This window comes from Pseudoalteromonas sp. TP27, from assembly GCF_056470645.1.
This window is the reverse complement of record NZ_JARDAK010000005.1, coordinates 1-15,741: the sequence shown is the minus strand read 5'-3', so window position 1 is coordinate 15,741 and position 15,741 is coordinate 1. Positions and strand designations below refer to the sequence as shown.

At 39.2% G+C, this 15,741-nt stretch carries 12 protein-coding genes and 1 pseudogene; 4 read left to right on the top strand and 9 right to left on the bottom strand.

Annotated elements, in window-relative coordinates:
- The first annotated feature begins 37 nt into the window (after positions 1 to 37).
- Positions 38 to 1,378, top strand: coding sequence for an exodeoxyribonuclease VII large subunit (gene xseA, locus PX700_RS07795; RefSeq protein ID WP_479520420.1), 1,341 nt, complete (start codon positions 38 to 40; stop codon positions 1,376 to 1,378).
- 10 nt (positions 1,379 to 1,388) lie between these two features.
- Here the strand turns inward: xseA and PX700_RS07790 are convergent, their stop codons facing one another.
- The 3 genes from PX700_RS07790 to PX700_RS07780 all read right to left on the bottom strand — a co-directional run bounded on the left by PX700_RS07790 (position 1,389) and on the right by PX700_RS07780 (position 6,009).
- Positions 1,389 to 2,075, bottom strand: a complete 687-nt coding sequence (locus PX700_RS07790) for a hypothetical protein (RefSeq protein ID WP_479520419.1) — start codon at positions 2,073 to 2,075, stop codon at positions 1,389 to 1,391.
- Positions 2,076 to 2,099: 24 nt separating this feature from the next.
- Positions 2,100 to 2,918 carry a serine O-acetyltransferase gene (gene cysE / locus PX700_RS07785; RefSeq protein WP_479520418.1) on the bottom strand — a complete coding sequence of 273 codons (819 nt, stop codon included), beginning with the start codon at positions 2,916 to 2,918 and terminating at the stop codon, positions 2,100 to 2,102.
- Positions 2,919 to 3,126: 208 nt separating this feature from the next.
- The gene (locus PX700_RS07780; RefSeq protein ID WP_479520417.1) at positions 3,127 to 6,009 is read right to left on the bottom strand and encodes a M16 family metallopeptidase; all 2,883 of its coding nucleotides are present in this window, start codon (positions 6,007 to 6,009) and stop codon (positions 3,127 to 3,129) included.
- A gap of 249 nt (positions 6,010 to 6,258) precedes the next feature.
- On the opposite strand from PX700_RS07780, the gene PX700_RS07775 reads away from it, so the two are divergent.
- Positions 6,259 to 7,215: a methylenetetrahydrofolate reductase gene (locus tag PX700_RS07775; protein WP_479520416.1), complete on the top strand. Its 957-nt coding sequence runs from the start codon at positions 6,259 to 6,261 to the stop codon at positions 7,213 to 7,215.
- Between the two features lie 355 nt (positions 7,216 to 7,570).
- Here PX700_RS07775 and PX700_RS07770 read toward each other — a convergent pair whose 3' ends face one another.
- The 4 genes from PX700_RS07770 to PX700_RS07755 all read right to left on the bottom strand — a co-directional run bounded on the left by PX700_RS07770 (position 7,571) and on the right by PX700_RS07755 (position 12,522).
- Positions 7,571 to 8,548 (bottom strand): sensor domain-containing diguanylate cyclase, encoded by a 978-nt coding sequence (locus tag PX700_RS07770; RefSeq protein WP_479520415.1) that lies wholly within the window; start codon positions 8,546 to 8,548, stop codon positions 7,571 to 7,573.
- Between the two features lie 59 nt (positions 8,549 to 8,607).
- Entirely contained in the window at positions 8,608 to 9,855 is a 1,248-nt protein-coding gene (locus PX700_RS07765) for a DEAD/DEAH box helicase (RefSeq protein ID WP_479520414.1), read from the bottom strand.
- A gap of 175 nt (positions 9,856 to 10,030) precedes the next feature.
- Positions 10,031 to 10,732: a DUF3581 domain-containing protein gene (locus PX700_RS07760; protein ID WP_415636579.1), complete on the bottom strand. Its 702-nt coding sequence runs from the start codon at positions 10,730 to 10,732 to the stop codon at positions 10,031 to 10,033.
- Positions 10,733 to 11,547: 815 nt separating this feature from the next.
- Complete coding sequence (locus tag PX700_RS07755; RefSeq protein WP_415636580.1) at positions 11,548 to 12,522, bottom strand: transposase; 975 nt, start codon at positions 12,520 to 12,522, stop codon at positions 11,548 to 11,550.
- Between the two features lie 155 nt (positions 12,523 to 12,677).
- Here PX700_RS07755 and PX700_RS07750 point away from each other — a divergent pair, with 155 nt between their 5' ends.
- Complete coding sequence (locus PX700_RS07750; protein WP_415636581.1) at positions 12,678 to 13,712, top strand: IS110 family RNA-guided transposase; 1,035 nt, start codon at positions 12,678 to 12,680, stop codon at positions 13,710 to 13,712.
- A 437-nt stretch (positions 13,713 to 14,149) separates the two neighbouring features.
- On the opposite strand, the gene PX700_RS07745 is transcribed toward PX700_RS07750, so the two are convergent.
- Entirely contained in the window at positions 14,150 to 14,545 is a 396-nt protein-coding gene (locus tag PX700_RS07745) for a hypothetical protein (protein WP_197192551.1), read from the bottom strand.
- A gap of 603 nt (positions 14,546 to 15,148) precedes the next feature.
- On the opposite strand from PX700_RS07745, the gene PX700_RS07740 reads away from it, so the two are divergent.
- Positions 15,149 to 15,505 (top strand): hypothetical protein, encoded by a 357-nt coding sequence (locus PX700_RS07740; protein ID WP_415636582.1) that lies wholly within the window; start codon positions 15,149 to 15,151, stop codon positions 15,503 to 15,505.
- Between the two features lie 9 nt (positions 15,506 to 15,514).
- On the opposite strand, the pseudogene PX700_RS07735 reads toward PX700_RS07740, so the two are convergent.
- Positions 15,515 to 15,741: pseudogene (locus PX700_RS07735) on the bottom strand (hypothetical protein); the annotation flags it as partial.

Genomic DNA, 15,741 nt, shown 5'->3' with positions numbered 1-15,741 from the left:
ATAAAGTAGTGCAATAAATAGTTTTAGGTTGTTTTTTATGTTTTCGAAGCCTTCGCAGGCGGTTTACACCGTTTCACGCCTTAATAGAGAAATTCGCACAATCCTTGAGCAAGGTTTTGCATCTTTAGTGCTCACGGGCGAAATTTCTAACTTTATTACCCCTGCATCTGGACATTGGTACTTTTCGTTAAAGGACGATAAAGCACAAATTAAAGCCGCAATGTGGCGAGGCAATAATCGCAACCAAAGCTACCGCCCTGCCAATGGCGCACAAGTAACAGTAAAAGCGCGCGTATCACTTTATGAGCCACGCGGTGATTACCAGCTTATTGTTGAACATATGGAACCTGCAGGCGAAGGTCAGCTAAAGCAAGAATTCGATGCACTTAAAATGCGCTTAGCCGCCGAAGGCTTATTTAGCTCTGTTCACAAACAGCCATTACCCCAAAATATAAACCGTATTGGTGTTGTTACTTCAGCGACCGGCGCTGCTATAAAAGATATTTTAACGATACTTAAACGCCGTGCGCCGCAATTAGAAGTCATTATTTACCCTGCCATGGTGCAAGGTAAAGAAGCGCATGTGCATTTAATTAATCAAATAGAGTTGGCCAATGCTCGTGACGAGGTAGACGTACTTATTTTAGGACGTGGTGGCGGATCACTTGAAGATTTATGGTGTTTTAACCATGAACAGCTTGCGCGTGCTATTTATCAAAGTGAATTACCCATAGTAAGTGCGGTAGGTCACGAAATAGACACAACCATTAGCGACTACGTTGCTGATGTTCGTGCAGCTACTCCATCAGCAGCAGCTGAGATTGTAAGCCCAAATACGCAAGAGTTACACAACAAAGTAACGCAATTAGTTAATCGCTTGTCTAACGCGTTTAAACACGATATTGCTGACAAACGCGCACTAGCAACGCAGCTACAACATCGCCTTAATTTGTGTCATCCGCGTAACCAACTTAATCAAAAATCACAACGATTGGACGAGCTAAGTATTGCACTGCAACAAGCTATGCGTAACCGTTTATATCAGCAAGAGCGCACGCTTAATAATTTAACACCGCGTTTAATGCGCCAATCACCCGATAAAAAACTCGCGACAGCAAGCCATCAACTTTCGCAATTACAAGCTAGGCTAAACCAAGCTATACAGCATCAGTTACAGCAAGCTAATAATAGCTTAGCATTGCAAGCAAGTAGGTTAGATTCGGTAAGTCCGCTTAATGTTTTAGCGCGCGGTTATAGCATCACTAAAACACAGCAAGGGAAAGTAGTTAAATCTGTGGATCAAATTAAAAATGGCGATGTTTTAATTACAGAGCTCGTTGATGGCTCTATAGAATCGCAGGTCATACCTATTACTTAACTGATACAGTTTAAAGCTCGGTACTTAGCAAGAATTTAAGCTCGCTATCGCTAGATGTAGAGGTAGTGCTTTTAAATTGCTGCCAAAACTCTTGTTTCATCAACTTGTCGCTTAGCTCTCGCCATTGAGCACTATCAAATGCATCATTGTCAGCGGGTGCGGCAAGTTCAAATTCGCATATCGTTGTTTTACATTTTGCACTAACAACATCAGGCATAATTACCAAATCAGCTGTTAATAAAAAATCTTGTAATGCCATTTCAGTACGATAAGCCCATTCTTCGTCACGCGTTTGCTTTTCAAATTGTTCACGTAAAATTTGCTCAAAGTCTGATGGCCCCCTCATTTGCTTTAAAACGCTTTTAAGCGTCGCTTTCTGTTCGGCGAGTTGTTGCTTGAGTTGCACAACTTGCTCCTCAAGAGGTAAGTCATCAAGCTCTTCAGTTTCAGCCGTAATTGGGGAAGTATTATCACTTTGATCAAAACTAGCGACTTGCTCAGTAACGGCAGGTTTAACATCATCTACAGTTACTTCATTACTTTTTGTTTGCTCAGCATTAGGCTTTTGCTGGTTTGCATAACCTTGCTGTAAATCAGTAGCCTCTGAATCACTTGAAGCTAAATTAAAATAGATCCAAGTTAAACCTACACCTGCAATAAACCCAATCCCTAGAGCCAATAAACTATTCTTGTTCATGTTAATTCCTTTTAGTTTAATTACTTATAGCATTGCGCTCGTGTGTGATTCGTTTTCAGGCTCAGGATTTGCTAAAAAGTTTTGGTTCATACTTTGCGCCGGACAAGGACAATCCGGTCGACCAATAATTTTAGCAGGTACACCAACCGCAGTCGTATGCGCAGGTACATTACTTAGCACAACAGAGCCTGCACCAATACGTGCGCCCTCGCCTACTTCAATATTACCCAATACTTTAGCACCAGCACCAATTAATACACCCGCTCTAATTTTAGGGTGACGATCGCCCTGCTCATTACCTGTACCACCAAGCGTTACCGATTGCAGTATTGAAACGTTATCTTCAATTACCGCTGTTTCACCAATAACAATACCTGTTGCGTGGTCAAACATAATGCCTTTGCCCACTTTACACGCTGGGTGAATATCTACTCCAAACACTTCAGATGTACGGCTTTGAATAAAACGCGCTAACTCTCTGCGATTTTGTTGCCATAAACAATTGGCCAAACGGTGCGCCTGAATAGCATGAAAACCTTTTAGATTTAACATCACGGTAAGATGCGTTTCCGCAGCGGGATCGCGATCTTTAACTGCTTTAATATCCTCAGCTACAAAAGACAGCATACGGTCACATTTTACAAATGCTTGGTCGAACAGCTCACGAATAGTAAATGCAGATACCACCGCATCAGCTAATTTATTAGCAACAATAAAGCTCAATGCCGAACCTAAACAATCATGATTCAAAATGCATGAATAAACATGACTTGCTAATAATGGTTCACGTGTTACTACATCGTTCGCTTCGTCGCGAAGCTGTTGCCAAATTGCATAACGCATAATACTGCACTGCCTTAAGTTGATATAAAATAGCCTTTTCCCAAGTCTAACGGATTTAGCCACAAAGGTGTTAATCCCTTAGTTATTTGTTCTGGTTATTAGGTATAACTGTTTATTGAGTTCGATTATTAAATAATAAAAATGCCTCAGAGTTTTAAAGCACTGGGGCATTTTTTATACGTTTTAAACAGTTTAAAAACCGCTTAAATTATTGAAATACTTTATCGACTTTCATTACTTCAATATTTTTAGCAGGAATTGCTAATTTATAATCAGCAATTACTTTATCCTCAGCAACCAGCTCAGCAGGTTTATTGGTGTTATAAACCATTGGCGATGTTTGCTGCGATGCTAAACGTTTTTGCATATCAGCGCCGTCTGCGGTTATAAACACATATTGAACATTGTCAGTTTGTAAGTTTTCTTTAATAACACGATTTATATCAGCAACACTTAGCGTTTTAAGTTTGTTAGTTACGTAACTTACAAAGCTATCTGTGTTGTAAAATTCGCTATCAAGTGCGTAACCTAGTTGGCGATTTTGACTTGCGACCATTTGCGGCACAAAGTTAATTAAAAAGTTACGCGTTGCTTCAAAGTCATCTTCGCTCATACCATTTTTAATTAGCTTATCTAGCTCAAATAAAGCCGTACGAGTTGCAAAGTGCGCATCGTTATTAGAGCGAAGTGGGCGTAACCACACTTGAAATATTTGCTCAGAGCGCCCTAAATTTGCATCAGGTTTAGTTTGAAACATACCACGTGGAAAGTATTCAATGTATGCGTAATCGCCATAGTTCATGCCGCGAGTTTCACGAATGCGCTCATACAAAAAGCTGTTAGAACTACGGTGCTCACCAAAGTACGAACGCACAAGCCAAAGGGCTGTCCAGTCTTCGCTGCTTCTTATTGTATCAATAGGAAAACCAAACGATACCGCAGTCGATTGTGCCGATTTTTCTACAATCGTTGCATGATGACCTTTAAGCACTGGCGCATCAGGAATACTTAAACGGCTTTGCTCACCTTTTGGTAGCGTTGCAAAATCGCTCATCATTTTAGCTTTAAGTTTTACTGGCACTGCCCCAATTAAGCCAACCGTGAGTTTAGATTGCGTAAGCTCGCTATTATAAAACGCTTTAACATCATCCAGCGTCAATGCTTCTAAATCCGAAATATCACCGTAGTTGTAGCTTTCGTAAGGGTGATTTTTGTAAAGCGCACTATATAGCACTTCTTTACCTAGCTCTTCATCGTTAGATGCTTTTAAGCCAGATTTAATGCCGTCGATCATTTCTTTTTTGAGGCGTTTAAAGTCATCCTCTCTAAAGCCTGGGTTTAGTAATTGATCGCTCACAAGTGCATACCACTGCACCGCATTATCTTTATGAATACGCCCTTGGAACGACAGCATTTCTTTATCTATTTGATAACCAAAGCTACCCGCAAGTGGATAAAGTGCTTTTTGAATATCTTTATAGCTTGACGCCTGCGAACCACCTTGTGCAAGCATAGCTGCAGTTAACGCAGCAACGCCTTTTTTACCTTGAGGGTCGGCAGCCGCACCGGTATTGAATAAAAAGTTAACATCAATTAATGGCGAGCTATTCGTTTTATCAAGTACTTTAAATACAGGTGCCGCAGGTGCTTGTTCAAGCTTTGCAGTAAGCGCATTTAAATCAACTTCTTGCTCAAACCCTGGGGCTTTATCAAGTGCCGACATCGTTAATGTGGTACGTGCGTTATCAGTAAAGTATTTATTAGCAACGGCTTTAATATCTGCGCTGGTAATGTTATCTGCCGATTTATACAGCTGGTTTATAACCTCAGGATCGCGCTCAAAATGCATGTAACTGGCAAGGGTTGAAGCAATCGCTTGCGACGAATCAAGGCCATTAATAAAGCTGTATTTAAGGTTTGATTTTAAATCATTCAGCTTTTGCTCATCAACAAGCTCTGTACGTGCTTTTGCATAAGTGCGGTTAATAGCATCGCGCGCAGTGGCTAAATCGTCTGCGTTTTCTACCTTAACAAATACGTGTAATAAACCCGGATCTTTAGTCTCTGGGTTATAGGTAAACATTTGGCTCGCTATTTGTTTGTCGACCACTAGCTCTTGATATAAATCTGAATTATTTGAAAAATAAAGTTGTGAGATTAAATCAAGTGCTGCTCTGTCTTTTTTAGCAGGCTCCCACGCAGCGCCTTTGTACGATACAAGTAACCAATGCCCTGGTAGCGCTTCATCTTGCTGGTGCAAATATTTTGGTGCTTGTTGCACAGGCTCTGCTTTAATGTCAGCAACGTAGTTACCTTTTTTCCAGCTGCCCCAATGCTTTTTAACCATTGCCATTGTTTCTTCTGGCTCTACATCGCCCACAATTACCAGCGATACATACTCAGGCTTGTAAAATTTAGCAAAAAACTCTTTACCGTACGCCATTTGATCGGGCATGGCTTCTATGTCTTTAAAAAAGCCCATAGTGGTGTGTTTATACGTGTGCTTATCAAACGCTTCTTCGCGTACAGCGCTTAATAATTTACGAACTGGGCTCGCGTTGTTTTTTAAGTACTCACCTTTTACCGTTTGTGCTTCGGTTCTAAATTGCTCTTCGGTGTAGGTTAAGTTTTGAAAAATATCAGCTTCAAGCTCAAGTACTTTATCAAGATGCTGCTTTGAAAAGTTTAAATGGTAATTTGTGTAATCGTTTGTTGTATACGCGCGGTTATCAACCCCTGAATTTTTTAATATGTCTGAATACACATCTTCAGGGTATTTTTGTGAGCCTTTAAACATCATGTGTTCAAAAAAGTGAGCAAAGCCTGTTTTGCCCTCTTCAACTTCGTTACGCGATCCAACCGATACCGGTATTTGCAGCGACACGACATCGGGGTAATCGGTTTTAACAACCATTACGCGTAAGCCGTTTTCTAGTTCTTCAATTAAGTAATCTTGTGAAAAAACACGATCATCAGCTTTATTTACTTGTTCTTGTTGTGCTGTTGTTTGCGTGCTTTGGTTTTGCTGCATGGCGCAACCTGTTAACGCAAGCGATACCGCTAAGCTGGTTGCTAATAATTTAAATTTCATTGTTGTCCCTTTTTAAATTGAGCAAATTTATTGTTAGGTTATTAATACGATTATGCCTTAAAGCGAGTAAATGTAAGAGCCTTAGCCCATTTTTTATGTAAACAACTGTGTCAATCAGCCAGTTTATTAAATTATCAGTATGAATATTCCTCACCTAAGTTGAAAAACTTTCATTAAATAAATCTATCTAGACGTCTAAATGGCTGCTATATTAAATCCATCAACACGCACTTGGCTGGAATGAGGATTATGGCTTTATCATTAAAAGAGAAAATAGAGGACACCAAACAAGGTGTTTACCTTATTGGTACTACGCCGCCTAAAATTGGCACCGATAAAGCGCAATTAAAAACCATTGCAGAAAAGCTATTGGGTCGCTTACACGAAATTGAATACGACGGCGTAATAATTTACGACATTCAAGACGAAAGCAGCCGTACAAACCAAGCGCGCCCATTTGCGTTTAAACAAACCGTTGATCCGCGTGAATATAGCCATTTAATTCGTAATTTATCTGCACAAGATGTAATTACTTATAAAAGTGTGGCACAGCGTGGCGTAGGTGAATTTAAAGATTGGTTAAGTGAAACTAAAAACGACTACGATTTACAAAATGTAGTTTTAGTAGGTAGCCCGTCATCGGTAGGCGATATAAAGTTAAGCCTGCCTGATGCATATAAAGCATTGGCTGAGCAATCAGATGATTTCTTTTTAGGTGGCGTTACTATTGCTGAGCGCCATTCAAGCAAACGAAATGAGCATGAACGATTAATAGAAAAAACAGCACAAGGTTGTCAGTTTTTTATATCGCAAGCTGTTTACGACGCACAAGCTACTATAGAGTTAATCACTAGCTACGCGCGTACATGTAAAGCACAAGGTATTACACCACAACGTATTATATTAACGTTTACCCCGTGCGGCGGCGAAAAAACCTTAGACTTTATGAAGTGGTTGGGTATTTCAGTGCCAGAAGCTACAAAATGGCGCATGCTTGATGCAGACAATACCCTAAGCGAATCAGTGCGTATTTGCCGCGAAAACCTCGACTTAATAATTAAAAGCTGTGCACACCTAGACGTGCCACTGGGCTTAAATATTGAAAGCTTAACAAACCGTAAAGAAGAAATTGACGCGTCAATTAACTTATATCGTTTATTAAAGGCCATTATGGAATTAAATCTAGCTGAAAAACTAATAGCTTAAAGGCTAGGTTAGAGCTAATTAACACCCTTCTTGGCAAGCCTCATGGCTTGCTTTTTTATGGGCAAAGATTAGGGTCTGTTGATCTTTGCGGATTAAAATTTGTTCAAACTAGGGACTATTTAATCACGGCGCGAAATTTGTAACCTAGCGGGCTAAGTAAAAATCGAGCAACAAAGAGTAAATAGCCCCTAGGAAGAACCCTTTGGGCAGCGCCTGTTTGGCATTAATGCTACGTTATCGCCTATTTATGGGGAATAACCACACTGCATAGGCTCTGCCTTGCCTAAATACCAAACAGACTGCTGCAAATTTAACTTTGAAAGGTCAACAGACCCTAAGTAAACTGCTTTTGTTATTACGCTTTTTTGGCTAGCTTATACGCTTGTTTATTTTTATACATTGCGTGGTCTGCATCATTTAATAGCGCTTCAAAGGGCTGCTTTTGTTTATTAGTAAAACTATAACCAATACTAAGCGATAATTCGCAAATCTCCTCTTTGAGTAAGGCTTTTGAGTACTCAGAAGATATTTTATCCATGATGTAGTTAATCTTACTTTTATCGCTTACTTGCATTACTGCAACAAACTCATCGCCACCTAAGCGCCCTACTATATCAGCATCTCTTAAATGCGTTTTTAGCGTATCTGCCAATATAATTAAGGCTTTGTCGCCCACTTCATGTCCGCAGGTGTCGTTTAATTTTTTAAAGTCGTTTATATCGATAAACAAACAACACACGTCAAAGCCTAAACGTAGCGCTAAGTTAAGTTTTTGCTGGGCTAATAAGTTAAGTGCTCGGCGATTATAAATATTCGTTAATGAGTCTAACATGGCTATTTCGCGCATTTGCTCATAGCTATACACAAGCGCTAAGTCGTCTTCAATTAAATCGCGTAGTTGCTCTATGAGTTCAAAGTATTCATCGGTGTAACTTGTTATTTTGGTGTCTTTTAAGCACAGCGTGCCAAACACTTCGCCTTCAGGCCAATGAATAGGTAAACCCAGATAGGATTCAACACCATCTTCAACGACTTCTGGTAGGGTGTTCCATGCATTATTATTACTTGCATCATTAACATATAAAATATTGTTAGTTTCGGCGACGTGCCGACAAAAAAGAGGAGTTTGAGGGGGAAGTATCGGGTTGTTCTCAAAGCTAGAGCCGCCTTCGTTACTTCTAATAACAACGCGATAGCCTTTGCTTGTTGCCTGAACTATATAACCCGACGGGGCTGAAAAAAGCCCCGTTATAAGGTCGATTGTTTTTTGCCATTTATGCAAAGATATTTGGCCATCAATACCAGAAAATGCCCATTTATCAGTTTCAAACATTAACTTTACCTCGGCTATTTAGTAGCTCCAGTATAGGCAAAAAAGCAAAGTAAAAGCTATTATTTACGACGTCTACTTGGCTCTCTTTTGCCAGTGATGCGTTTTTTATCGCGATCTTTTCGCGACTTATTGGTGTTTTTACGGTTATCTTTTGGCTTTTTATTCGGATCAGGCTCGTAGCCTTCTAACCATTGCGGCGTTAAACGCGTATCGAGTAGTACTTCAATTTCTTCTAGTAGCCATTGCTCGTCAATACTTACCAGCGACATAGCAAGTCCTTGTTCACCAGCACGACCTGTACGGCCAATACGGTGCACGTAATCTTCTGCTATGTATGGTAGCTCAAAGTTAATTACGTATCTAAGTGTAGAAATGTCTAAACCACGCGCAGCGACATCGGTTGCAACAAGTACGCGGGTAATACCTTCTTTAAAGTTTTGCAGTGCTCGGTCGCGTGCACCTTGCGATTTATCGCCATGGATTGATTCGGTTTTTAAACCGTCTTTACACATTTCTTTAGCTAGCTGATCAGCCATTTGTTTTGTACGCGTAAAAATAAGCACTTGGCGCCAGTTTTTCATGCCAATCATATGCGATACAAGTTCGCGCTTACGATCCTCGTCTACCGAGTAAATAACTTGCTCTACTTCAACCGCGGCTGAGTTACGTTTATCAACTTCAATTAGCTCTGGATTTTTAAGTAGCTTTTTACTTAGCTCAAATACGCTGTCATCAAATGTAGCCGAAAAGAGTAGAGTTTGGCGATCGCCCGGGATATGTCGCAATATACGTTTAATTTCATCAATAAAACCCATATCAAGCATGCGATCGGCTTCGTCAAATACAAGCGAATCTACACTTGAAAGTATAACGCTGCCTTTAACTATATGATCGAGCAAACGACCTGGTGTTGCCACTATAACTTGCGCTGTTTTAAGCGCTTTTATTTGTGGGCCTATACTTGCTCCACCATAAGCTAAAGCGCCATTGATATTAGTGCCTTGTGCGTACTTTTCAAAGCTAGCAAATACTTGCTGAGCAAGCTCTCGTGTTGGCGTTAAAATCACAATGCGGGCAAGGCCTTGCTCATCTTTTTTAGGGGTATTTAAAAGCTTATGTAACAGCGGTAAAACAAACGCAGCAGTTTTACCCGTGCCTGTTTGCGCGCTGCCCATTACATCACTTCCGGCTAAAATAGGCGGAATAGTTTTAATCTGAATTGCGGTAGGCGTAGTGTAATTATTTTGCTCAATCGCTGTTAATAATAACGGGTCGAGATTAAGTGATGAGAACGTAGTGGCAGACATAGGCTTAGCTTTAAAATAACAAAGAGCGCTATTGTACGCATATTACTGTACTGCGTAAATTAACCAATCCAGAAAAGTATCCAATCCCTCGGCTAATCTAGCTGTACTCTTAAAACCAATAAAAAAGGCGCTAAATAACAACGTATTTAGCGCCTTTTTATAATTTTATATAGCTTTAAGCGGGTTTTAACGTCGCTTTACGTTCGTTGTAAAACGCGATTAAATCGTCAACTGTTGCTTGGCAATATTCACGAATACCCGAAACTACCATGTGCTTTTCACCAAAACCGACTTTCTCGCCGTTTTCGAGTAAATTAAAGCGCAAAGTAATTTTTCCGCGTTTACCTGCATACTCAAAACTTGGTTCAGCAAATTCAAGCGTAGGTGCTTTAATATCAAGGTTATCAAGATTAATAATCATTGATTCGTAAATAACCATAGGGCGAGCAGGGTTTATCATTACCTCTTGTTTACCCATTAATGGAATAATTACGTGTGGAAACGCAGCACCTGAAAACTCAACATAGTTTTTTATTAGGCTGTTTGTAAGTGTTGGGCATTGGCTGGTTTTACCGTCGCGCTTTACCTTTAAGATAACTTTGTCGCCATTGGTGACATCAAACTCGTCAGCTCCCTCAGGAAAATTAAGTTTGGTGTTTTCATCAACCATTCCGGCAAAGGTAAATTCCATTCGCTCACTTATGCCATAGCGATCTAACACTAAAGAAAAAAGTAAGTCTCCTGGCGCGCAAAACTTTTTAGCATCTTTGTCATGAAGTGGATTGTAGTCATCGGCAACACATTTTGCGAAACGACAACCTTGCTCACGAGAGATAGAAACGTAATCAGCATGTTGCTGAAAATAAGGACTTAACATAGTTTTTTCACTGCTTAAACTGCTTATAACCTATCTATACTACCAGAAAAAAAATACTGAGAGGTCGAATCTGTTAGATTAGTTGCTAAATAAAACAGAGCAATAAAAAACAATGACTTTTTATTTGTTAGCGCTGTCGGTTATATGTGTTTTTCCGTACTGCAAAGTATCAATAATGCGGCCCCCCCTTTGGCACTACTTACTAGCTTTAAGTGTAATAACTAAATTGGACTAACTAAATTGGACTGACTAAATTGGACTGACTAAATTGGACAGCCAATCTAATTGAACAAATAAAACTGTGCTATGAAATTTACTTTTTCAGCTCAAAATTTATCTTTTACTATTGGGTTATTTTATTTCACCCATAAAATAATCCATTATCACTCTTAAACCTATAAATAACTAAATTGGACAGCCACTCTAATTGAACAAATAAAACTGGGCTATTTTTATTTCACCCATAAAATAATCCATTATCACTCTTAAACCTAAGTTACACGCATGAAAATGGCTGCATGGTGAACAACTAAATTTGACAGCCACTCTAATTGAACAAATAAAACTGTGCTATTAAATTTACTTTTTCAGCTAAAATTCAACAACTAAATTTGACAGCCACTCTAATTGAACAAATAAAACTGTGCTATTAAATTTACTTTTTCAGCTAAAATTTATCTTTTACTATTGGGTTATTTTTATTTCACCCATAAAATAATCCATTATCACTCTTAAACCTAAGTTACACGCATGAAAATGGCTGCATGGTGCAGTTGTGATTTATTACTGAATAGTTTTACTGAGTAGTTTAAGCTTTATGCCAATAGCTTTTCGCAGTTACTGATATTCGCTCGCCGCTTTCGGTTTAAGTTTTCACAATAACTTTCTTGTGAGACTGGCCTGCCCACTGCGCCATGAAATACGCGCGTAAATTGGGTTGTAAGCTTTAACCAGTTTTCTGGAGATATATTCACCCTTTCGAGTAAAGGCAAGTGTGTACTCTCAATATACCCTCGCTTATCTTCTCGTATACAACGTCCTGTTAGCTCAACAAGTTCAAGGTACGATTTAAGCTCAAAGGGTAGCCCTTTTGGCATTATTTGACGTGGCATGCCAGCAAAGCGCTGCAGTTGTTTTGGTTGCTTGCCTTCCTTTGCATATGTTATGCGTTGTTTGATGCTAGTATGCTCTGATTCTTCTGGGGTATTAGCCATTTTGGCTCTGATGGGGTTTAAGTCTACATACGCCATGCAGGCCGCCAATGCGGCTTCATCTAATAATGCTTGTGAACTAAATCGTCCCTCCCAAAACCTGCCAGTGCAGTTATCTTCTTTATTTGCCCTGCGCGCAATGTCTTCATTTAACACCCGCATAAACCAACTAATACTTGATAAGCGCTCTCGATATTCCTTTACCGTTTGATTAAAAAAGATAAGTTCAGCTTTACTTAGCTTTTCACCTTGTATGTACTTTTGCGTAAGTACGGTGCCTTTGCACAGCTTGTGCCAGCGAATAACAATCGCTTTATCATTCAGCCGATTCGCTTTTTTATCATCAACATACAGGACTAAATGGGTGTGGTTACTCATAACAGCATAAGCACAGACGTCAATACAAAATATCTTAGCTAACTCAAGCAGTTTGTCTTCAACCCACCCTCTGCGGTGCTCGTAAGATTGACCAGTAAAGTGGTCTTCACCGCACAAAAAAGCACGGCGTACGCAACGTGATATACAGTGGTAGTACTTTGTATCAACCAAACTTACTTGACGCTTTCTTGCGATTGCCATAAGACACCCTGCTTTTTTTTGCACTAAAAAAAAGCCTAGTACTTAGTTTCACAAAGTGCAAAATTTAGAGTGGGTGATGAGATGGACGCTCCCCAAAACGGCGTCAATGCGCCAAACTGGTAATTGAACTCACTCAGTTAAAGGGAACGTCCATCATGAAAATTAGCACATTATCAATTGATTTGGCAAAAAATGTATTCCAAGTCGCTGGTTTTAATTCCAACCATAAAAGAGAATGCAATAAACGCTTAAACAGACCTAAACTCAACGCCTTCATGGCGAATACCCCACCGTGCCGCGTGGTGATGGAAGCGTGTTATTCTTCCCACTATTGGGGAAGAGTATTTTCGTCTTACGGTCATACCGTTGACCTTATTCCAGCACAACACGTTACCCCCTTTGTTCGCGGTAATAAAAACGACAGTAACGATGCGCTTGCTATTTATGAGGCAAGCTTACGCCCTAATATTAAATTCGTTCCTATTAAAACCGAAGCTCAGCAAGAAATACTCATGCTCCATAAAATACGCGAACGGCTGCTACAAAATCGCATTGCTGCCACCAACCAGTTACGCGGTTTATTAGTCGATTTTGGGTATGTATTTCCTGTCGGTATGAAGGCGTTTGAGCAAGGGATAATTACGTTAGAAAGTGATTCTGAGCTTCGCCCTCAGCTGCGCATAATGGTGAGTGATATTTACACTGAGTACAAAACCCTTGTTAAACGCATTAAAGCCATTGAAGCGATGCTTACTGCACACGTTGAGCGGGATACAAACGCTAAAATACTTCACTCTATTCCTGGCGTGGGTGTGCTCAATGCCTCAGCTTATGCAGCGTCAATCGGAAACGGTCAGGCATTTAAAAATGCAAAAGAGCTGGGCGTCTGGCTAGGATTAACTCCAAAACAATACGCGTCAGGCGATAAAAGTAAAATGTCTGGCATTACTAAGCGTGGTAACAGTTACCTGCGAAAACAACTTATTCATGGTGCTCGCGCCATTATCGCCAGAAGCCACCATAAAACAGATGCGTTAAGTTTGTGGATAAACCAGTTACGCGAGAAAAAACACTTTAATTGTGTGGTGGTCGCCACCGCACACAGATTGGCGCGACTGATGTGGACATTGCTGACCAAGCAAACTCTCTACTCACCTCAGTTTGTGCAAAATACACAAAAGGATGCTTAATTATGCGTATTTTACACACCAATCACACCCGAGTTTACGACTTAAGACAGCCTGGTTATGACATAGGTTTTAAAACCTGAGTGGGTGTTTGGGCACTTAAGTCGTAACATACGCTTATCCTGTATGTACTTCACTTATAATGAAACAAAAAGCGCACGCTAACCAAGGTTAACCAGATAAAGACACGAGATTTAATCTCGCTTGGGTGAATATATTTTAGGTCCCTTGGTACGAAGCTCATTAGGAGCATGGCGCATGATAATCATGACACCATAGCTCGAATATATGTCAGTACCTTTGCTTTTCAGCAAGCTTGTGACGCATCATTACTGTGAAATGGGATACATGATAATAAAATAAAGGCATCAATTTTGATGTTTATACATTAGCTCGTCTTGACTTCAAGGGAGCGTCCATATATGTCTTGTTTATTTATTTCATGTTTTAACTGCATGAATATATGGATGAAAAACAAACCCTACAATTGATAGACCGCCAGTTAAATAGGCAAAAAGCCCAAGTAAACTTTGAAATGCAGTCAATGCATCTAGAGATGATTCTGAAAGCTTATTTTTGTATAAAGCCAATTTGCACTCTTTATAAGACTTCATATCGAATTTGCAATCAAGATCTTCAATTTTTATTTCTTTTTTAAGCTCGTGCTCAACAGTATATCTATATTTATGAGAATCTGCTTCTATGGGTAAAGCCAAAGTAGTTACGCTCATAAGAGATCCTAAATATAATGTAGCAACTACAAAAAATGCTTTAAAAAATCCTTTATATCCATCTTTACTAGTTATTTCTGTAATTGCAAAGTCAAAAAATTTCACCGTTCCATCCTTAAAATATAACAATTTTGTATACGACATTTGTCGTTTTATAAACCGACAAATGTCCATATATTACGTTGCACCTACTTTAGCTACAAAGCAACTCTATGTAAACAAATATTTAACATCGAACCGGCTTTTATAATTGTAGAAATATACCAAAATGGTAGAGATCAGTAATATTGGACAAAACAACAATCACTGTCTGTATTTACAGCATTTATTAACCTAGTCAACCAACTAAATTGATAACAAAAGACTATGTTAATAATAACAAGTACTGCTTTGGCAATTGCTTTTTATAGGCTCACCAAGATCAAATTTTAATTTCATATACTAAAGTACTGACTAGCTACTTATCGCTCATTACTGTCTGTTTAATAAAATAAGCCTGTTCATTAAATCTATAAACACACACCAACGATGACAGTACCAATTAGTGAAAATATAATGGTTTATTAATACAAAATTGCACGTTATTGTTTAGTGCTTAACACTAAAAATGATAAATAACTGGCTTTTTATATTCTAGCATTGTCAATATTATGCGTTTTTTCTCGCCGCAATATTTTTATAATGCGACAGCCCCTTTGGCACTGCTTGATGGTTCTAAGTGTTATAAGCGCTTATGCTGAAGGTTATATAAATTTATATGCACTGCTGAGTACTGGGCTTTATGTTGCTTTATATCACTGTGCGATAAATACAAAGCGGGCAATAATACGCGCTATATTAAGCACTGTTTTTGTTATTACCTCATTGGCATTAGCACTTCATTGGGTTCCTGGTTTTAACAATCTCCCTATTGTTATAAATGAGCGTATTACCAGCGATGCGATTACTTTTACCCTTTATGCTAATTTTGATAAAGCTATGGCTGGGTTATTTCTTTGTGCTTACTTTATTTCGAACTTAGATTCAAGTAAAAAACCTTTAAAAACAGCTCCTAAAAAAATTTAGAGTGGATGTCTAGTTTATTTTCCTTCTCTCGATTGTAAAGAAAGTATTGGCAAGTAGAAGTAAGCCAAATGGCGCAATAATAGAAAGAAAGTCTTTAAGCCCCCAGTCATTTGAACCAAGCTTCTCAAATTCTTCTTTATACTTTTGAAGCTCAGAAATACGTTCTAACTCCATTTTTGCTTCTACCATCTTTACGTCACCATTATCCATTGAAAACACCATACTCCTGAAACACA